Here is an 18,712-nt window from a genome sequence, read left to right on the forward strand (position 1 = left end):
GGGCGATAGATGGCGAACGACGGCGATGCGAGGTGGCGTGGCCTCGTGGCGGCGATCAGTCGGTTCGAGAGCCTTCAACGAGCATCACCCCTATCCCCTGGGCGGAGTTCAGGAGGACGATCCCGTCGCGCTCGAGAGCGCGACGCACCTCGTCGCGAGTGCTCTCATAGACCTCAAGACCGCTTTCCGACTCGAGCCTTTTGAGCGCGGTCAGTGATACGCGGGCCCGGTCAGCGAGCGTCTCCTGTGTCCATCCCAGCAACGCGCGAGCGGCCCGAGATTGTCGGGCGGTGATCATGACGATCACCTCCCACCCAGATCACTTCGCACGCTAGAACTACGACTATAATAGTCGTTCTCGTGTGTTCGCGCCAGAGTTTGGAGGTTGTTCAGGCGCTCTGCTGCGCGCAGCGCGCGGCACCCGATTCGGTTGTCGAGGATAGCCAAAGGCCCCGACCATTATGGTCGGGGCCTTCGCGGGGCGCCTCAGTCGCCGCGGCGGCCGTTGGGGCGGGACCAGATCAGCGAGTGGGCTTCGCCGTCCTCGTCGTCGAAAAGGTTGCAGTAGATGGGCGCGGTGAAGCTGGGGTCGTCGAGCTTCAGGCCGAGATAGGCACGACCTTCGTTCGACTGCTTCGACCAGGCGGCTCCGATTTCGACACGGCCGACCAGAACCCGGTGGCTGGGGGCGTTCTCGCCGGCGGCGCGCTGATCGGGAACGATGCGGACGTTTTTGGCCTGGACGCTGAGGGTGACGATTTCGCCGGTGAACTCATTCGAGCCGGTCTTCTTGAAGGTGCCGATGGTCGCCATGGTAAGTCTCCGATCCGTGTCGAACCCGCTCCATTGCGGCCTCGATGGCGATCGGCAGGTCGGAGGCGATCGGCGGCGCACCCCGCAGGGGCAGGGACAGCAGAGAAGGGCTTTCTTGCATCGCGAGGAATGGCGGCGCAGCCGGCAGGGGAAGAAAGTTTGACGTCGCTGTTGCGCCTAGACGATCGAGGCGACAGCCGGCCTTCGGCCAGATCAGGCCATTGAAGAGGCCGTATGGGGCGGTGTGGACGGGAAAGGGAGCGGAGCCCATGGCCCTTCGCACGCGAAGCCCGGCCGAGATATACTGCGCCGATATTCGCCTCTTCGGACAGGCAGTCCGACGCTGAGCCAGACAAATCGCGCAGGCGAGCCGCTCACCATCGCCGGAGATCGACGCCCGTTGATGCGCCGCCCGCTCGATGCCGGAAGCGACCGTGCCGCGCACTCGGCTATGTCGCCGACCCCGATGCTGCACTTTCTGTGCAGATTCTCCTCGGAGAACGGTTCCACTCGTTGATCGCTCGCGCGTCCCCGTTCGTCGATACGTTCAAGCCCTCGCGAGGGCCCATCGGTTCTGGTCCGGGCCGGTCGTCATGCCGGCGATCCTGACGAACGCTGTCGTGCCAACAGCCAGCGCGCCGATGATCGCGAAAGCTGTCTGCCAGCCATCGCTCGGCATCAGGTGCTTCACGATGCCATGTGTGGCGTGAAAGCCTGCAAATGCGGCAGGCGCGACAAAGGCGCCGGCGACGATGAGCTTGAGCCAGAGCGGCCGTGCGACGGCGAGAAGGAGTTGACCGGCGGCGAGGGTTGACGCCGCTGCGGCCAGGCCAACGACAATGGCTCCGACGAGCCCGGCGCCTGAGCCATATGCCCACGCGCCGACCGTTGCACCGATGAACACGGGAAGAGCGAAGACTGCGAGGGTGAACAGCAGCCAACAGAAGAGGGCGATCGCGGCAAGCGATCCGAGAGCGGCAAGAAAGATCATGAGGGTGGCCTCCGCAGGTACAAAACTGACGGTTGCGCCAGCCACCACCACCGAGGCGCATCGGCACCATAGCCGAAAGCATAGGCGGGGAGGAACGGAAATCGCGATCGAGATCCGCCAGTCCCCGCAGTCGCCTCGCGATCAGTGGGTGAAGGGGTCAATTTCATGGAGGATCGACGACGTGTCACCGTCGTACTCGCTTGCCGGGCTGACCGAGTGTGTTCCGTCGCCGGCCAAGAAGATGACCACGACGGCCATCAGCGTGGCGGCGAGGCTGAAGGCGAACGCTTGAGCATCGTTGAGGCACATCGATCCGGCTCCTGTTCCGAGCGGAGGGCCATCCCCCGCTGACAGGCGCCCGATGTGTCGGACGGAGTGCTGCAATCACCGCGCAGGTGCAGCCGTAGCGGCGGCATGCGCGCATAGCCGACCCTTCACGGGTTGATGGCTGAAGCACTCCGTCGGACCAAGTATAAGCGCAGAGAAGCGGGGGTGGTCATCCGCGTGCCGAGCCGGTGGCGTGGAAGCATCCTCAATCCAGCGTGATCGACTTCCCGTGGTCCTTTTCGAGCCTGTTGAGGTATTTGTTCAGGCTGACCGTTACGAAGTGGTCCGTGTGGGCAACGGCCTCAAGGAAATCGGCGACTTCATCCAGCGGGACGGCCATTGTCCAAAGGTGGCGGATCACGAGGCGATCCGGCTCGTCCTTCACGGCCAGCGTGAGGCGGATGATGTCCGATTCGTCGGTATGGGCGGCAAACGAGTTGCGGAGTCCGAGGAGACGCTCGTGGACCGCTTTACCATCGTCCGAGCCTTCATAGACCTTCTTCGCGTCGAGCATGGGGATGCCAGACCCCGAGGACGCATAGCAGCGGCAATAGGCCATGATGCCCGCGACAAAGAACGCCTGCTGGCGCAGCGAGTTTTCCATGTCGCCGAGTTCCACCGGATGATCGCGCACCCATTCGAAGTTCGTTCGGGCGCTCGCGAGGTGCATGAGCATGTGGGTCCATGAGGACAGCCGTTCATAGCCGGGCGGGTCGAGTGTGAACCCGTCGGCGACGATGCTGGCCATATGGGTGGCATAGTCGTCGTCAGAAATCTTGCTCATGAGTCCCCGTTAGGCTGTTCGTGCTGAGGTAAAGAGTGCGCGCCTGCTCTTCCAGTGAAGCGGCGCTTACGCGCCGCCGAACTTCCAGACCGGGATCCCGAGCTTCTTGGCCTTATCGGCGAGGTTGTCATTGATGCCGGTGCCGGGGAAGTGCAGCACCCCCTTGGGCACGATCTCCAGCATCTGGTCATTGCGTTTGAAAGGCGCTGACCGGCCGTGTTTCGCCCAATCGGGGCCGAAGCCGATCTGCGGCACACCGCGTTGGGTTGCCCAGAGGGACGCGATGCGCTCCGCACCCTTGGGGGATTTCCCATGCACCAGCACCATGTCGCTGTGCTTCTCGCGAACCTGATCCAGCTTTGCCCAGATGAGCTGGTGGTCGTTAAAATCGAGGCCTCCGGTCACGACGATCTTCGGACCCGGCGGAAGAAGCGTCTCCTGCTCGGCGCGACGTCGGGCCATGAGGAAGTCGCGGCTGTCGATCATCGCGGCCGTCAGATTGCGATGGCTGACCTTCGATCCGCTGCGTGGGATCCACGGCTTCTTGAGCTGGCGCTCATAGTGCTCGGCGGCCTGATCGCGCATCAGCTCGAAGGCGTTCTGCCGCTCGATGAAGGTCTTGCCCTCCGCGATGAGGCGTTCGAGTTCGACGGATTTCACCTCGCTACCATCCTGCTCGCGCTGGGATCGCTTCTGCGCCACCTCGTTGGAGCTGAAGCTCGTTCAGGACATAGTCGGTTTGCGAAGATGCGTGCATGGGTTCGTCGTCGAAGCGGCTCATGAGATCCTCCGGATGCTCGACCGCGATCCGCCGCGGCCTTCATGGCGACGAAGCCCATGGCCGTGCCTGACCTGCACCCGGCACGCGGGCCGGGCCGCAACGCAGTGGAGGATGCCGGAGAGCGGCTATTTTGCTTCGCGATGGAAAGGCCCGCAGGGCCGCCGGAAAATAGCTGCCCGCAGGCATTGCCGGGCCGGCACGGCTATGGGCCGATCGCCCCCTCGGAAGGCCGGGGTCGCGGTCTATGGGCGTCTGGATCGCGATTGCCGATCGTGGAGTCGGCCCCATCTTCATCGATGGGGTGGCCTATGCTGCGTGGGCCATGAAGCGCGGGACGTCTGGGAAGGACATCTGCTGGCGTGCGCGCGCTCGAAGCATCGGCAGGCCTAGCGTGCGGAGATCCTCGTTGAAGTCGTCCAGCTCGGGCGAGAGGACCAGCGCCTCGATCCCGGCCTCATTCGCGCGGTCGGCCAATGCGTCACGGGCTCCAGCGCCGGCGGGATCATTATCTCGGACGATATAGAGGCGGCGCAGACCGTCCGGGAAAGCGATCGCAGCAAGGTGTGCGGCGGACAATCCTGCGAGCATCGGCATGCGAGGCACGGCCTGTCGAAGCGAGAGGACGGTTTCGATGCCTTCGCCGGCCGCCATGACGTCTGTGCCGATGCCGAAGCGCACCGCGTTTCCAAGCAAGTCGCCCATCGCGCGGCGCGGTGTTTCGAGCGGCGCCTTGTAGGGTCGATCGGGGTCGAGCCAGGTACGATGCGCGCCGGTGATCCGCCCATCCAGGTCGGTGACGGCTGCGATCATCGCGGGCCATGTCTCTGTCGGCGCTATGTCGTCGGGCCGATAATAGCATCGGGGGTGGAAATGCAGGCTTCCGGTTTCGTGTAAATTCGTAATCCCACGTTCCCGCAAATACGCTTGTGCGATCGTTCCGGTGATAGATTTGGATATGCCGATCAGGCGGCGCGCGGCTTCTGGTGATCCCTGGGCTGCGGGAGCACGGCGCGAGATTCGAGGTTCGGGTCGATCCGCGGGCGGCATGGCCAGGAAGCGTCGCGCCTCGTCGGCAACGGCTCTGAAGTCGCGAAGTCCACGGCTTTCCCGGATGATGTCGAGAAGATCGCCATGCTCCCCTGTGGCGGCATCGGTCCATTTGCCCGCAGCGCCCTTGGGCGTCGTGACGAGCCTGACGTACATCGAGCGTCCTGGGGTGTTGCGAGCGTCGCCAACCTGCCAGTATCGGCCCGCTCGGCATCCGCTCGACAGATAGTGCCGGCAGAACGCTTCGGCCTCTGCTGCGAGACGATCGGCTAAATGGCTGGTCTTTTCGCGATCCATCATCGGTCGAAGCTCCAAAAAAGAACGCGGGCCGCCATTGCTGACGGCCCGCGTGGTCGATTGTCGGGAGTTATTCCGCCGCCATGGCGTAGTTCGCGTCGTCGCCCGCAACAGTGTCGCTGATCGGCTCGGGATCGACCACGGCCTGTTCGCCGCCGTCTTCCGCCGACTGCTCGACGGCCTCGGAGAACGCAGCCAGTCGGAGGGGCTCGGCCAACCACCCGGTACCCGCGAGAAGCTGTTCCGCCTCCTGTGCCATTTCCCCCTTCTTGAGGTGGTCGATGCGCTGGGCAGCCGCTTCGCCGGCACCCTCGCGTACTGCGAGAAGAATGCGTGCCTTGGTGACGCGGCCGAGATAGTTGCCGACGGTCGGACGCCAGCCTGCCGCGACCATGTCGAGGCCAGTTGCGCGCGCGAGCCGATCGGCCTGGGCGAGCCGCTGTTCAAGCCCGTGCTGGGAGACGCCGTGGCCGCCGAAGGGGTTGGGCTTCTCGTAGAGCGCGTTGACGCCGTAGCTCACGCAGTGCGCGAGGAGCGCCATGCGATCGAGGTCGTCGAGCTGGTCCAGCCAGTCCCAACGCGCATCGTCATCTGCCGGGATCGTGTCGCCCCACAGTTCATGCCGCTGCTCGACCTCGCGGGCGGCATCGCTGTCGCCGAGGGCGTCGTCTTGGACGGGAAAGTAGACGTGCCGGACGGATGCCTCCAGCGCGCTGCCATTGTACCGATGGTCGAAGGTGTCGGCGACGAGCTTGTGGAGGAGCGTCGTCATGGCAACGCGCGGGCTGTTGGCGAGGGCGTTGCGCAGGGCGAGCGTGCGATGGGCGGTAAGTTCGCTCAGCAGGCGATCGGGAAGCGGCTTGATGCCGTCTTCCTCCTCGGTAGCCTCGACGGGCTCGCCGCTGATAGCGATGACGGTCCGCTGCACCGCGGGGAGGTCTCGCTCGTCATCGCTCTGATCGCCGGCATGTCGATCGTTCTCCTCCGGCTCGACCGGAGCTTCGTCGACGGGGCGAACATAGCCACGTTCGATGTCGAGCTTGCCGTCATGGTCGATGCTGATGAAGACGCCGGCGCGGGCAACCTCTTCGGGCTTATAGCGGGACGGCCGGCTCTCGAAGGCGGCCAGCGTCGTCTCGATCTCGCCCAGGCGCGCATCAATCTCGTCGGGCAGTTTGTCGGCGCCGTCGAATTGGGCCTCGATCTGCTCGTACTCGTCCTTCAGCGCAGCGATCGTTGCTTCCTCCTCGGGGGTGAGGTCGATCGGTTCTCCGGCGAGTTCGCGCAGGCCATAGGTCGCATCGTAGGGGAAACTGACGCCCACCTCGATCCACTTCCAGCCCTCGGACGCGATGCCGTTTGCGGCCTCGTGGAGCTTCTCGCTCACGAGCATGTCGAGCAGGCTCGGATCCTGCAGCCAACCACCATCGTCATCCTCGAACAGGTCGCGCAGAACGTAGCCGCCAGCCTCCTGATAGGCTTCGACGCCGACAAAGAGGGCGCGCTTGTCCGAGGCACGGACGGCGGTCTCGGTCAGCATACGGCGGATCTGATAGGGCTGCTTGTTCCAGCCATCCTTGATCGCCTCCCAGACCTGTTCCTGCCGGCCATGATCGTCCGAGACGGTGAAGGCCATCACATGCTCGAGCTGCATGCCATCCTCGACGTAGATTTCGAGCAGCGCGGGAGAGACAGCAGCCAGGCGCAAGCGCTGCTTCACGACAGAGACGGACACGAAGAAGGCCGCGGCGATCTCCTCCTCGCTGATGCCCTTGGCGCGCATGTCCTGGAAGGCGCGATACTGGTCGAGGGGATGAAGGCTGGCGCGCTCGACATTCTCGGAGAGCGAAATCTCCTCGGCGCTGATGCTGTCATCGCGTTCGCGCACGACGCAGGGAATGGGAGCGATCTTGGCGAGACGCTTCTGCTTGACCAGCAGTTCGAGCGCGCGGAATCGGCGCCCGCCGGCGGGCACTTCAAACATGCCGGTCTCGGTGCCATCGGCATCGACAACGGGGATGACGCTGAGGCTCTGGATGAGGCCGCGCCGGGCAATCGACGTCGCCAGCTCCTCGACCGAGACGCCGGCCTTGACGCGCCGGACGTTCGACTGGCTGAGGACCAGCTTGTTGAAAGGGATGTCGCGTGAGGAGGCGAGCGTGATCTTCTGTACCGCAGTAGTAGCCATGATAGGTCTCCGCGACGGCCGCCGAGAGCCTCTCTCTCGACTTAAACCCGTCACGAAGACCCCCTCATTCCCCTAACTCTCTAGCGGCGGCGGGGACCGCCGGGCCGGGGCCGCGCGAGGATTTTCCGCGCATCCCGGAGATAGTCGCGCCATGTCACCTCCCGACTTTTCGAGATGATTGGGCCGTTGCCGATCTTCGCCGCGAACAGCCCAGGGGCCGCCTTGAGCGTCCCGCTGGCCAAGGCCTCCGTGTAGAGGCGCTGCGCGAGCACCTCCTCTTCTTCTATGTAGTGCTTCTTCGTCATGGTAATCGCATTCTCCAATGGGTTTGAACCCACCCTCGGAGAGCGACGCGCCCCCCAAGGGGCTGCGCCGGCTAACTCCGATCTGGAGCGCGGGACCCCGATCCGGATCGGGGTTGGCGGTCGTAAAACGCCGCCATGCGAAGCTCATGGGACATAGGCCGACGCGGCGCCCGTTCAAGGGCGCGGCGTAAAGCCGGAAATACGCAAAGGCGTAATTCCGGCTCTCTGCCTTTCAGGCGGCACGATCGAGGAGGCGCTTCGCTTTCCCTTCAAGATCGAGCCGGGCATCCTGATTGGTCTTGTCGCGGGCGATCGCGGTGATGCCCTGGACGAAATCGAACACGCTCTCGGGCGGGCGGCCCTCTTCGGCGAGGACGGTCTCGATGATGCGGCTGGTTTCGGCCTTGGAGAAGCCGCGCCGGCGCAGGAAGTCGCCGCGTTCTTCGTCGGTGCGGGCAACGATGCGCTCACGGGCGGTACGGATGCCGTTGACGAAGGGGAGCGGCGAGGAGTTGGCAAAGTTCAGCAGCGCCGGTGCCGCCTCGTGGGCGAAGCGCGACGCTGCATATTTGGAATGGCGGATCGAGATTTCCTCGAAGTTTTCGACGCCCCAGAGATTGCGGTTCTGGCAGACGGCGCGGAGGTAGAAGCTCGCCATGCCGAGGGTTTTCGCTCCGACCTCCGAGTTCCAGCAGTAGAAGCCGCGGAAGTAGAGGTCTGGCGAGCCATCGGGCAGGCGGCCCGCCTCGATCGGATTGAGGTCGTCGACCAGAAACAGGAAGACGTCGCGATCGGAGGCGTAGAGCGTGGTCGTGTCCTTCGTGATGTCGACGCGCGGGTTATAGATTCCGGTTGACCAGTCCAGCACGCCGGGCACTTTCCAGCGCGTGTCACCGGTGCCGTTGCCGGCGATGCGCTGGACGGCCTCGACCAGCTCATGATCGAAGATGCGGCCATAATCGGGGCCGGTAACGGCGCGCAGCTCTAGCCGGCCTTCCTCCGTTTCGAGCGTCTTGACCTGTTCGGCGCGGTGCGTTGTCAGGCCATATTGCAGGTTGATGCGGGCGAGCGCGGCGGGGAGCTGGCGAAGATAGGCGGCGGGTGCTCCGACCAGGCCGGCGAGCTGGCCGAAACTCCAGTGGGTCGGCGCAACGGGACGATCGGCGCCGGGCAAGATGAGGGCGAGGCGTTCGGCGCTGTCGCGATCAGCTTCAACCCGGATGGCGGCGGTTTCGAGGACGCGGGTGCGGCTGCGCTCAGAGCGGCTCCGCACGGCGCGGCCGAGCGCCTCGAGGGAGAGGTAGCGCTCATCGTCGGGACGGGAGAACCATTCGGACGAGACGCGGCCATCGCGTTCGCCGCGCGAGACATCGACCTTATAGCCGCCGCTGGTATCGCGGCGAGCGTCGAGAAGATTGGTGGCCATGGGAAGGGTCCTTCGCGACGGGCGCCGGGAGCCTCTCTCCCAACCTCAACCCGTCACGGCAGGTCGTTTCGCCCTCTCACTCTGGGGGCGTTGCGGGGTCTCCCCGCAGATGGGGTCGCACGAGACCGGTGGGGCTCGGGCGCAGGGGAAGGCCTTCCCTTCAAAGGCCTAAAGCCGGAGAAGTGTATTGGCGGATCGGCGAGAAGCAGATGGTGCGAAAGGTCAGTGGAGGCCGCCATGCTGGTCGAGCAGGCGCATCAGCACTGCGTTCGCATGCGTGAAATTGTCGAGCTGATCTTGGAGGGCGTAGGCCCACTTGGCGCCGTGGAAGAGGTTGTTCCGCAGTCGCCAGACGATCATGAGCAACGCCAGCATTTGGTCGCGCGGCGCCTCGCTGCTTCCATCGAGCACGGACTGGACGATGGCCGGGTGATCGCCGGGGCGCAGGTTGAGATAGGGGTAATGGCCCGTTAGTTCGCCATTGGCGAAGTAGCGCTGGCGGAAATAGGCGATGTCATCGGCATGAGCGGCGATGTCGAGCGTGTTGGCGTCACGCCAGCCATCGACCATGTCGCGGATGGTGTTCGACCGCGCGAAGCCACCTTGCAATCGTGCCTCGAAGAGGCTCCAGAGAAAGGCGAAGTCGTAGATGGCGCGCCGATCTAGATCGGGCAGATGCTGAAACCCTGGCGCCCGCGCTGCGAGCCATTGCTCGCTCGGACTGGGTTTAGGGTCGGATTGCTGATCAGATTCGTTCGTCATCGGACTTATGTCTAGCGCAGCGACCGCGAGCCTCGCCATATTGCGGGGCAGCGAATGGCCGGCTGACGAAGTCGCCGATTCGGACAATGCCTCAGATCGGAACCGAGTGAGCATGACGGAGAGTGAACGGCGAGACCGGGAGCGCAGTCGCAACCACCGGTTTGAAGATCTGGTCGCGGAAGTCTTTCGCGCTCATAATTTCAAGGTTGAGGGTGAGGTTCGATTTCCCACCAAGGGATCGAAACAGCGCGTCGATCTCCTGCTGACCTGGGAAGGCGACGTGACGACCGTCGTTGAGGTGAAGCTCTATCGCAGCCGGGCGAGGTATCTGCCGGATGCGGATCAGGCGATCGCGCAGGTTTTGAGCGCGCAGGCAGCCTTCAAGGCCGATCATGCCATGATCGTGACCAACCTTTATCGCGACCGGCTTTCGCCCACGGCAACGCTTAACAATGACGTCGTCCTGGTTGGTATCGACGATCTGGCGATACTGGCTACCGACCCTGAGTTACGCGAGCGGATCGGCCTGATGGACGAAGAGCTGTCTTCAGCGCTCCGCGACTTCGATAGCGCCGGCCTTTCTGCGCCGAGTGTGCCTTTCGACCCAAGCGTTCTCCACATGACGGCGGCGGCGCCGACGTCGGTCCCCGTCGTGTCGACGCGCGGCGCGGAGCTGAAAAGCGAGCTGTTCGAAATCGAAACCGGCAAGACGCATACGCAGACGCTCAAATCGGGGCGCAAGGGTGCGAACTGGCGGTTGTTCGAAGATGTCTGCTACGAAGCGCTGCAATACGTGTTCGATGGCGTGCTCGGTAATTGGGACACACAGAAGCCGGTTGCCGGTGACGATAACCGCTTCGACGCGATCGCCAAGATCCAAGGCAGCGACGTTTTCTGCCGGACGCTGATCGAGCATTTTGGCAGCCGGCACATTCTGTTTGAGTTCAAGAACTATGGGGATCCGGTTGGGGCGAACCTGATCCATATCACGGAGAAATATCTCTATCCCAAGGCGCTACGCGGGGTGGCAATTATTATCTCGCCGCACGGCTTCGAGGACGCGGCAAAACGGGCCTCTCAGGGCGCGTTACGCGATGTCGGTAAACTGATGCTGGACCTCACCCGAGACCAGCTAGGCGAGCTTCTCGACAAGAAGGACAAAGCGCAGCCGCCGGGCGAGACGATGGAGACGTTGCTTGACGCACATCTACTTGAGATAGGGCGATAGGCAGCAAAACGGAGGGACGATGACGCGGCGTGCTCAGCTTTACCTTTGGCGTGAGGCGCGGGCACGTCACATCGCGCTTCACGAATTCTACGTCGAACAGATGCAGTCGCGTATTCTGTCGCAGTTTGACGACCTCGAAGGACAGGCCGACCGTCACACCGAAGAGGCCTATGAGCGGATGGGCCGGGCCCCAGGCTATGGCGACGTCGATATGGCCGACATCGCGGAAGCCGCCTATGATGAGGGGATCGCGCATTATCAGGCCCTGGCGGACCTGCGTAAGCAGATGCTGCTGGGCGGTCTCGCGGGGATGTTTCACCAATGGGACAAGACCGTGCGCGAGCATCTCGAGCACGAGCTTCGGCACGACTTTGATGGCGACAAGATCGAGAAAGAGATCTGGAAGGCGCCGGTGGCCGACGTCATGGACGTCTTCGAACAATTCGGCTGGCCCGTAAAAGCGCTGCCTTGCCACGCGAAAATCGATGCGATGCAGTTGGTCGTGAACGTCTACAAGCATGGTAAGGGTCGCAGCCTTAACCAGCTTGCCGAACTTTACGGGGAGTACGTCCGCGACCCGATCCGTCAATGGATGCCGGAGGGCATGGCCTTCGGTCTCGACCATGAATGGCTGACCGTGACGGATGAGCAGTTTGGCCAGTTTGCGGACGCAATCCGCGACTTCTGGCGGGACATGCCCGAGCGGTTGTATCTCGACCTGTCAGCCGCGAGCAGCTGACCTGCGGCGTCAGGCAATGGCGTAAATCGCGAGTACGAGACCGATGACAGCGATCACGAGCGCGATCACCTTGTTGTCGGCGACCCAATCGAGGGCGGTCCGCAGGTTTCCCCCGTGCATTTCCCACCATGTGGTGTTGGTCAGGAGGTGCTTGTTCTGGGCCCGCTCGGCGATGTTGGCGAGGACATCGACCTTGCGCAGCGTCGACTGGTGGAGCCCGACATAATTGCCGTCGATGAAAGCCTGGGCTTCCTCGGCTCCGGTCATCATGTCGCGCGGCTGAATCTCGTTCTTCTCGATCAGCTTTTCGAGCCGTGAGTGGCCGATATAGGCGACGCCATATATGTCGATGAGGATGCGGGAGAGATCGAACTTCCTGGCATCGTCGACCAGCACGGGCGTGCCGCCGAGCACCTGATAGCGGTGATCGATGGCGGCGAAGCCATAGTTGATGTCGCGCATGTTCCAATGAAGGTATTTCATGCCGCGATGGGCGCCGAGGTGCTGATAATAGGCATCGAGCATCTGCCGCTCGAGCTCGTCGTAGCGCGCCTCGATTTCGGCGAATGGGACTTTCAACCGTTCGGCGACCTGATGGATGGAGAAGGAGTGGGTCTGCGCGCTATCGAGGCTGCGGACCGCGAGCGACGTGATGCGCGGTGAGGCCCCGTTTGGCCGATCGTAGAAGCTCTCGCAGGAATAATGGATGACCCACACGTTCGAGCGGTCGGAGAAGAGGCTGTCGAGGCGCTGACGCGCCTCCTTCTGCCGCTTCGGGTTGGGAGCGGTCTTGGGTTTCCTTTTCTTGGCCTCAGCGGGCGTGTCCGCCGCCGGCAGGGCGGCGGGGGCCAGATCGTTCTGCGTCGCCACCTCGGCCGTATCCCCCGTCATCCTAGACCCTCAATCCTTCCATTCGCTGCGCCGGGCGGGCAGCCTGTTGTCCGCGGTGCGCCATTTCTTGCTGCCCCGATCGCCGCGGATGATCTCGTCCCCCGCTTTCGACCAAGCGACGAAGCTCGCTACGTCGACGTTGCGGTACTTGCCGCTTTCGTCCCAGTTCCAGTCGAAGCTGACTGTCTCGCCCTTGTAGACGAATTTGCCGGACCAGGTGGCGAGGAACGAGTATTTCTCGCCGTCAATGGTGATGACGTGCTGATGCCAGGCACCGGTGTTTCCGCCGCGGCTGGGAGGCCGAGACTTGTCCTTTAAATACACACCATAGCTCTGAAACTCTGACCGATCGACGCGCACGCGCGGTTACCCCCTGCTCCTCGAGTTTTAGGCAATCGTATGACCGATGTGGCGCAAGAACGCCCGTGCAATACGTCGTTACGCGGCTGCATTTCTACCGTTCAACCGGCTGTCATGAAAGAGAGTCTTGTGCCCGGTTTTGCCTGTCAGCGTCGTAATGAGCGGAGCCGGGTTGTCTCGATTCTATTGCGCTGCCCGCCACGCGGGCAGCATCGCGTCGACGCGCGTGCCGAGCAGTGTCTGGTGACTCTTATAGAGCTCGATGGTGATTGCCGCGAGTTTGGGCTCGGGAGGTTTGCGCCCTAGCAGCACCTCACGATCGCCGAAGTCTGCGGCCTGAATGATAGCGCCGCCGCTTAGCCCGCGTGGCGCGATACTCAACACTTTGCGCCCGGTCTCGTCGCGACCGTGCTTGCGGTGATCGATGAAGACGTGTTCGTCTCCGGAGACGTCGAGCGAGAGGGCCAGGGCAGGCTGGAACCGGGCAAAGCTCGAATAGGAATAGAGTTGGCCCCTAACCTTGAGCGCGCCAGCCAGTGCCGCCTTGTTTTTCGAATTGGGGAAGCCGAGCGCCGTGTAGAGGAGTTTGTCGCGGCCTAACGACGTTGGCGCCATCTCCTGCCCAGTAACGAACTTCAGCGTCGACATCTCTGAGAGCATCGTTTCTGGTAGCGGCGCGATCGCGAAGTCATAGTGGTCGTCGCGGCGCCCGCTCTCGGGCGCGACGGTAGCATCGAACTCGGCATTGATCTCGACCAGGGTCGTGTCGCCCCCCACGTAGAGGGTGGTTTTCTCGTTGGCGTCGATGACATGCGCTGCGGTCATGAGGCAGCGCGTCCCGTCGATATCGACAAGCACAGCAGAGCCGAGCTGATCGGGGGTGCCGTTCTCTGCGACGCCGTAAATCGGCCTGACGGCGGTTCGAAACGTCGCTTCCGCCTGGTCGGATGCGGAGATCATCAGAGCGCGCACTCTTTCGCGGATGTCCGGGTCATCGGCCTGTGCGAGCGACGCCACGGTCGGGAGTGTAGTCTTCTGGGGTCCGGTCACAGTTTAACTCCAAGGCGGATACCGCACGATCATTGCAGCGCGTTGCGGTAGCGATCACGCTCCTTCTCGACCTTGGCGGAGAGTTTTTCCATCTGCGCGTCGTGTCGCTCGTCAAGCGCTCTGCTTTCGGCCTGAAGTTCCTGTTGCCGGCGCCGAATGTCGGCGGTCGCCTCATCGTGGGCCGCCTGAGCTGCTTTTACGGCTTGTTCGGCCGCGTCGAGCCTTACCCGAGACGGCCGCCGCTTTGGTTTCGGCGTGGGTTGAGCCTTCGGCTTGCCATCCGCTTTTCTCGTTCGCGCGAACGCAGGAGGCTCGGGTTCGCCTTTCGTAGACGCGCTGCGACGGGAGGGGCCTGCGACAGTGGCCATCGAACGCCCCTTTCGCGGAGCCGGCCCCTCGTCTTCCTCGGGTGCCGGCGTGCGCCGCTTCGGTTTTGGCTGGTCGGCAGCTAGCGCCGCCAGATGTTCGGCCGAGCTGCCCCGCGGTCGGCGGATCACCTTTCTAGGATTCTTCAGTGGCTCGCGCGTAAGTTCTTCATCGGTGACGGCTTCGGCCACCCCGCGGGGAAGAGGTCAGCGTCGGCACCCCAAGCCTTCAAGGCAGCTTTCTGGCTCGGAGCCGCTACATAGGCATCGTGGAAGCCGATCGGGGTGCAAAAGACCTTGAGCTTTTGTTTGCGCGCCATGTCGCTGACAACGTCATCGCCGCCAAATTGATCAGATCCACGTCCGAAAGGCCTGAGCGCCCACAGCACAGAAAAGCCAGGTTTGGCGTGGATGAGAGCACAGCATCGCCGAGATGGAGCAACCGCGCTGGTCGATCACATTTCGATCGCTCGCGCGATGACGATGTAGTCCTTCGATCCTAGATGTGGTATCAAAGGCGGGTGAGCGAGCAACCTGAGCACTGCATATGGTGTTTGAAGCCTATCCGTAAGGGGAGCGAGGAGCACGTTCTTCCCGACGCACTTGGCTGTCCGCCGCATTTGGTCCTCCCAGTGGGTGTCTGCATGGCCTGCAACAATGGCCTCGGCCACGTCGATCAGGCGTTGATACGGCAATTCGAGATCATCGCGTTCATGCACGGCGTCAGGCGCAAAAAAGGGAAGACGCCGGCGATCAATATGTGGGCGCCGATCAAAGGGCGGTATGTCGACGGCAAGCCGGAAGTTCATCTGAATGCGGGGCCGCAGGTCGTGGAGTCGAATGGCCGCCCCCTGCCTGCCGCGAGCGCGGCGAACGGTATCACAAAGGTCGAGTTCGAGACTCCCGAAAAAGGCCTGCAAGCGACGATCAGCTTTACGCAGGAAATGGGCCGGGAACCCAAGCTGGCCCGTGCGCTCCTAAAAGTCGCGTTGGGTTCGGTCGCGATCTACTGGGGGCTGACCGAAGCGCGAGCTGCAAAGTTTGACGCGGTGCGGGCTTTTGTTCGCAAGGGGATAGGTGACTTTGACATCTTGATGGTGACGGGCCGACAAGGCGTTGCGCAGCATGTAAGCGCACCGATGGTGCGGCCCGGCGATGCGCTTCCGCTTGTTGAGATATCGTTGTTCGGCGCGACGTTCATCGTCGACACCGATCCTTCGCAGGCCGGCCTCGCCGAATTGCGCGCGGCGTTCGAGAGAGAGGGCGAAAGGGGCTGGACGATCCTGCCGAAGGCTGCCTGAGGGCCGGCGATCATTCCTTCGTTGCTGCCGTTCCCCCGCCGAGAACCAGCCGGGTCCAATCGGGAAAGGAGCCGCGGCCGAGGATGGCGACAAGAGCGCGGGTCACGAGAGCGTCCGCAGCATCGAGATCGATCTGTGATTTGGCTGACAGTTCGCCGGTGTGGACCGCCTTCGACCTCGCGTCGTAGAGCTTCTTGATATCGTTGAAGATCGTGGCGCGCTCGTTCGCATCGGTCCCGAGCAGCCACGCGGCGCGCGAGCCGATCTTGTAGCCGATCTCGGTATTGCTCGAACCATGGTCGTGCATCAGCGCGATCTCGGCAGACATTCCAAGATCGAGGGAGCGGTCGACCGGGTTGATCGCTAGGCGGGAGCGGCCCAAGCGGTCGATCGCGCGAGCAAGAGAGCCGATGCCCGCGAACCGACCGAGCTGATCATATAGCGTTGCGATCAGGTCTGCATCGAGTTCCTGAGCGGTGAATGGGAAGGGCGAGAACGGCCGGCCGGACTGATTGCCGTCACCGGCCGCAAGCAGATTGCGGCGGTCGGGCTGAAGAATGGACAGGGGTAGTTCGACGGCACCGGCACCAGCGAGAAGACAAGCGAGCCTCGTTCGCTCACGAACAGACTGTCGAGCTTCGGCGGCCGGCAATGTCTGGCTTGATCCGATCGGTCCAGTCGCCTCCGGCGAGCGCCGCTCAAATGCTGGAGTGACGGCATAGGTCTGGATCAGGGCGCACGTCCCTGTCGGAAGTGGCACCATCGAATGTCGCCAGAGCTGTGTCACATCGAAGATTATCTCTGGAGGTGGTGCGAGCCGGATGCCCTCGCCAAGATCGCACTCTTTTGTGATCTGGACGCCAAGCACCGGAGACACTTCGTCGTAGCGCGCCACGTTGCGGGAGGTTTCTTCCTCGAAGAGCTTGATGATCGCTGCGGGCGCCATCTTTTCGACGAGGCGATCTATCGCCCAGCTGCCAAACCGACCGGTAGCGACCACACCACCGCCATCGCCGGTGAAGATCCAAGCGTTCGCGAAGTCGGCAAAGGGCGTCGCGCCCGCCAAGGCACTGTCGGCCTGTCCGGCCGCCCATGGGCGCCACTGCGAATATTCCTTGGCCCGATGGATGTCAGCGAGTTCGGCTGCGACGCCATCGAGCACTTCAATGGCTCTCGCATGGTCCGCCAGCGCATCGCTCACGCGCTCGCTCCAGTTTCAGCAAAGGTCGTCCGATATTTTTCCACGAGGCCCTTAATGAGCGTGTCATTCTCTTCCTGGCCGAAGTTTTTCTCGATCCAGGGCGTCTGGGACAGATCCGTCGCGCCAACGAAGATCGAAGCACGGCGCACGACGGCTCGATTGTTGCGGCTCACGAGGTCGTTCCGTGCAAGCGCCCTGATCTGCTGGACGGTAGTAGGGCTAGAGGCGGCAACGAACAGCTTCCGTGGCGCGATCGGCAGCGTGGCATAGCCTTGGGCAGAGAAGATACCTGAGTTCCCTTGGTGAAGAGCGGCGTCGGAGATCAGGAACTCCCGGCCTCCGCTGGTCTCGATCACAGCCCAGACCATGTTATTGAGCCGCAGGCCGTTCTTGGGATCGTCGCTCATCTTTCGGAGCAAGCCCATGGCCGTCTGCTCGACAAACTCCGGCCCCATCATCTCGACGATCGCCTCAAGGCTCTCGGGATAGCCTTCCTGCTTGAGCTCCGCATACCGCGCGTTCAGCGCGTCGTCCCTGACGGTGAGCGCAAGCCGCATGGCCTCTTTGAAGTATCGGAGTGAGTCAGGCGTGCGGAACCATTGGGACATGATGAACCGGCTCCACGCGCTTCGTTCGCGCTGTGGCATGTTCTGCACTTTGCCTGCCAGGAGGAGCTGGTGCGCGTCTGCCGCAAGCGAGTCGAGCGGCGACATGAAAAGCTGCTCGATCTGTTGAGTCTGCTCGGGCGGCAAACCCGGGGTGGCATAGAGGTGTTCCTCGTACCCGATCTCCGCTGGGGCCACGGGCTTTGTGACCATCTTGCCAGGAATCGGCTGCAGATAGCGCCACAGCTTTCCCTCGTTCAGGGCCCATTGAGCCAGCAGGAACTTGGGAATGTAGTGATGCTTCACCGGAGGGTTCGACGAGTTCATGCGTCAGCCCCCCGCTCTTTGAGCCAGTCGCGCACCGCAAAGAGAAAATCGCTGTGGGTGAGATCGTCGGCATCGAGGCGTCGTGGCGCCATCAGCGCACCAATCTCGGCCTGAAACTGACGATAGTCGGCTTGAAGAGCGACCGCCCCCGGCAGAGGGTCGGCATTCCGAGGGCGATGCTCGGACAGCCAGTTCCTTACGCAGCGGATGGCTTCGTCGGGATCGCCACGATGGGACTCGATATCCTGACCGCTGATGTCAGAGAGCGCCTGATCATAGCGATGACGATCGGCGTCTAGAATGAGGGCTCGCTTCCGTTTGTGGCGCCTCTCGCCGAAGATCCGGGCGCCCAGATGGAGGCCGAGCTCCATCGGCATATTGAAGCGGGGAAGGCCTCCATCCTCGACCTCGACCCGCGACAAGTCGTGGATACCCCAGTCACACTCACCGAGCATCTGAGCGATCTTGCCGACACGGACCTCTGCCCCATCGGTGGCGTCCAGCGCGCAGCGAGGGTGGTAGCCCGCCGCGATGATGGCGAAAACCATCGCGCGCAGGATCGGGATGAACCCGTCGTCAAACGGGCAATTGATGAAGACCGACTTGGAGGCGGGAGGCTTACGCCTGGAGGTGGTCGCCACGCGACTGTTCTGACATATCGCGCAAGCCGTCGCGGATAGCTTGGGCGAGCGGCGAGCGACGACCCGTCGCCGGGAGGATCTTGATCCCCCGGTACGTGAACGCCTTCTCAGCCGGTGCAGACCGGCGCGTCCGAGTCTTCTTTTTCGCGGTCGTCGCCATGTTCCCTATATGTCGTTTTTCGCCGGTCGAGACAAGGCCAAGCCTAGCGACGATGTGTCTTCGTGAAGGCGACAGTCAGCGTCCCGGCACGCCAGCGTTCGAGCCTATTTTCCGCCATTTGCA

General features: G+C 63.0%; 21 protein-coding genes and 1 pseudogene. 3 read left to right on the forward strand and 19 right to left on the reverse strand.

Annotated features, from left to right (window positions below; translation table 11 throughout):
• Positions 1-55 precede the first annotated feature (55 nt).
• From CRO12_RS11160 to CRO12_RS11210, 12 genes and pseudogenes are all read right to left on the reverse strand, one after another.
• Positions 56-298 (reverse strand): helix-turn-helix domain-containing protein, encoded by a 243-nt coding sequence (locus CRO12_RS11160; RefSeq protein WP_097064316.1) that lies wholly within the window; start codon positions 296-298, stop codon positions 56-58.
• Between the two features lie 188 nt (positions 299-486).
• A complete protein-coding gene (locus CRO12_RS11165; protein WP_097064081.1) occupies positions 487-813 on the reverse strand; it encodes a DUF736 domain-containing protein in 327 nt (108 codons plus the stop codon).
• On the reverse strand, positions 773-1,258 hold the full coding sequence (locus CRO12_RS18155; RefSeq protein ID WP_218838889.1) for a hypothetical protein: 486 nt from the start codon (positions 1,256-1,258) through the stop codon (positions 773-775). Before CRO12_RS18155 ends, CRO12_RS11165 begins: the two co-directional genes overlap by 41 nt.
• Before the next feature lie 102 nt (positions 1,259-1,360).
• Positions 1,361-1,804 carry a hypothetical protein gene (locus CRO12_RS11175; RefSeq protein WP_097064082.1) on the reverse strand — a complete coding sequence of 148 codons (444 nt, stop codon included), beginning with the start codon at positions 1,802-1,804 and terminating at the stop codon, positions 1,361-1,363.
• Positions 1,805-1,945: 141 nt separating this feature from the next.
• Positions 1,946-2,113: a hypothetical protein gene (locus CRO12_RS18015; protein ID WP_179640978.1), complete on the reverse strand. Its 168-nt coding sequence runs from the start codon at positions 2,111-2,113 to the stop codon at positions 1,946-1,948.
• A 223-nt stretch (positions 2,114-2,336) separates the two neighbouring features.
• On the reverse strand, positions 2,337-2,915 hold the full coding sequence (locus CRO12_RS11180; RefSeq protein ID WP_097064083.1) for a hypothetical protein: 579 nt from the start codon (positions 2,913-2,915) through the stop codon (positions 2,337-2,339).
• 66 nt (positions 2,916-2,981) lie between these two features.
• Positions 2,982-3,623 (reverse strand): annotated as a pseudogene (locus CRO12_RS11185) (DUF2493 domain-containing protein); the annotation flags it as partial.
• Positions 3,624-4,002: 379 nt separating this feature from the next.
• Entirely contained in the window at positions 4,003-5,040 is a 1,038-nt protein-coding gene (locus CRO12_RS11190; protein ID WP_097064317.1) for a DUF7146 domain-containing protein, read from the reverse strand.
• 70 nt (positions 5,041-5,110) lie between these two features.
• Complete coding sequence (locus CRO12_RS11195) at positions 5,111-7,228, reverse strand: ParB/RepB/Spo0J family partition protein (RefSeq protein WP_097064084.1); 2,118 nt, start codon at positions 7,226-7,228, stop codon at positions 5,111-5,113.
• An 80-nt stretch (positions 7,229-7,308) separates the two neighbouring features.
• On the reverse strand, positions 7,309-7,533 hold the full coding sequence (locus tag CRO12_RS11200) for a hypothetical protein (RefSeq protein WP_097064085.1): 225 nt from the start codon (positions 7,531-7,533) through the stop codon (positions 7,309-7,311).
• A 232-nt stretch (positions 7,534-7,765) separates the two neighbouring features.
• Positions 7,766-8,959, reverse strand: coding sequence for a DUF932 domain-containing protein (locus CRO12_RS11205; protein WP_097064086.1), 1,194 nt, complete (start codon positions 8,957-8,959; stop codon positions 7,766-7,768).
• 222 nt (positions 8,960-9,181) lie between these two features.
• Positions 9,182-9,721, reverse strand: coding sequence for a hypothetical protein (locus CRO12_RS11210; RefSeq protein WP_097064087.1), 540 nt, complete (start codon positions 9,719-9,721; stop codon positions 9,182-9,184).
• Between the two features lie 112 nt (positions 9,722-9,833).
• Between CRO12_RS11210 and CRO12_RS11215 the strand changes: the two genes are divergently transcribed.
• Entirely contained in the window at positions 9,834-10,949 is a 1,116-nt protein-coding gene (locus CRO12_RS11215; protein WP_179640980.1) for a restriction endonuclease, read from the forward strand.
• Positions 10,950-10,968: 19 nt separating this feature from the next.
• Complete coding sequence (locus CRO12_RS11220) at positions 10,969-11,688, forward strand: hypothetical protein (RefSeq protein WP_097064089.1); 720 nt, start codon at positions 10,969-10,971, stop codon at positions 11,686-11,688.
• Between the two features lie 9 nt (positions 11,689-11,697).
• On the opposite strand, the gene CRO12_RS11225 is transcribed toward CRO12_RS11220, so the two are convergent.
• The 4 genes from CRO12_RS11225 to CRO12_RS11240 form a co-directional block, all read right to left on the reverse strand.
• Entirely contained in the window at positions 11,698-12,579 is an 882-nt protein-coding gene (locus CRO12_RS11225) for a hypothetical protein (RefSeq protein ID WP_218838890.1), read from the reverse strand.
• Positions 12,580-12,588: 9 nt separating this feature from the next.
• Positions 12,589-12,939, reverse strand: a complete 351-nt coding sequence (locus CRO12_RS11230) for a hypothetical protein (RefSeq protein WP_097064090.1) — start codon at positions 12,937-12,939, stop codon at positions 12,589-12,591.
• Between the two features lie 183 nt (positions 12,940-13,122).
• Entirely contained in the window at positions 13,123-13,956 is an 834-nt protein-coding gene (locus CRO12_RS11235) for a trypsin-like peptidase domain-containing protein (protein ID WP_144033595.1), read from the reverse strand.
• Positions 13,957-14,018: 62 nt separating this feature from the next.
• Positions 14,019-14,546, reverse strand: coding sequence for a hypothetical protein (locus CRO12_RS11240; RefSeq protein ID WP_245858407.1), 528 nt, complete (start codon positions 14,544-14,546; stop codon positions 14,019-14,021).
• Positions 14,547-14,998: 452 nt separating this feature from the next.
• Here CRO12_RS11240 and CRO12_RS11245 point away from each other — a divergent pair, with 452 nt between their 5' ends.
• Positions 14,999-15,655 (forward strand): hypothetical protein, encoded by a 657-nt coding sequence (locus tag CRO12_RS11245; RefSeq protein ID WP_245858409.1) that lies wholly within the window; start codon positions 14,999-15,001, stop codon positions 15,653-15,655.
• A gap of 10 nt (positions 15,656-15,665) precedes the next feature.
• Here CRO12_RS11245 and CRO12_RS11250 read toward each other — a convergent pair whose 3' ends face one another.
• From CRO12_RS11250 to CRO12_RS11260, 3 genes are read right to left on the reverse strand one after another with little or no spacing between them, the layout of a single operon-like run.
• Positions 15,666-16,856 carry a HEPN domain-containing protein gene (locus tag CRO12_RS11250; protein ID WP_097064093.1) on the reverse strand — a complete coding sequence of 397 codons (1,191 nt, stop codon included), beginning with the start codon at positions 16,854-16,856 and terminating at the stop codon, positions 15,666-15,668.
• Positions 16,853-17,788 (reverse strand): DUF4238 domain-containing protein, encoded by a 936-nt coding sequence (locus tag CRO12_RS11255; protein WP_097064094.1) that lies wholly within the window; start codon positions 17,786-17,788, stop codon positions 16,853-16,855. Before CRO12_RS11255 ends, CRO12_RS11250 begins: the two co-directional genes overlap by 4 nt.
• Positions 17,785-18,429, reverse strand: a complete 645-nt coding sequence (locus tag CRO12_RS11260; protein ID WP_097064095.1) for a hypothetical protein — start codon at positions 18,427-18,429, stop codon at positions 17,785-17,787. Before CRO12_RS11260 ends, CRO12_RS11255 begins: the two co-directional genes overlap by 4 nt.
• Positions 18,430-18,712 lie beyond the last annotated feature (283 nt).

It is taken from the genome of Sphingomonas guangdongensis, from assembly GCF_900199185.1.
Classification (GTDB): domain Bacteria; phylum Pseudomonadota; class Alphaproteobacteria; order Sphingomonadales; family Sphingomonadaceae; genus Sphingomonas; species Sphingomonas guangdongensis.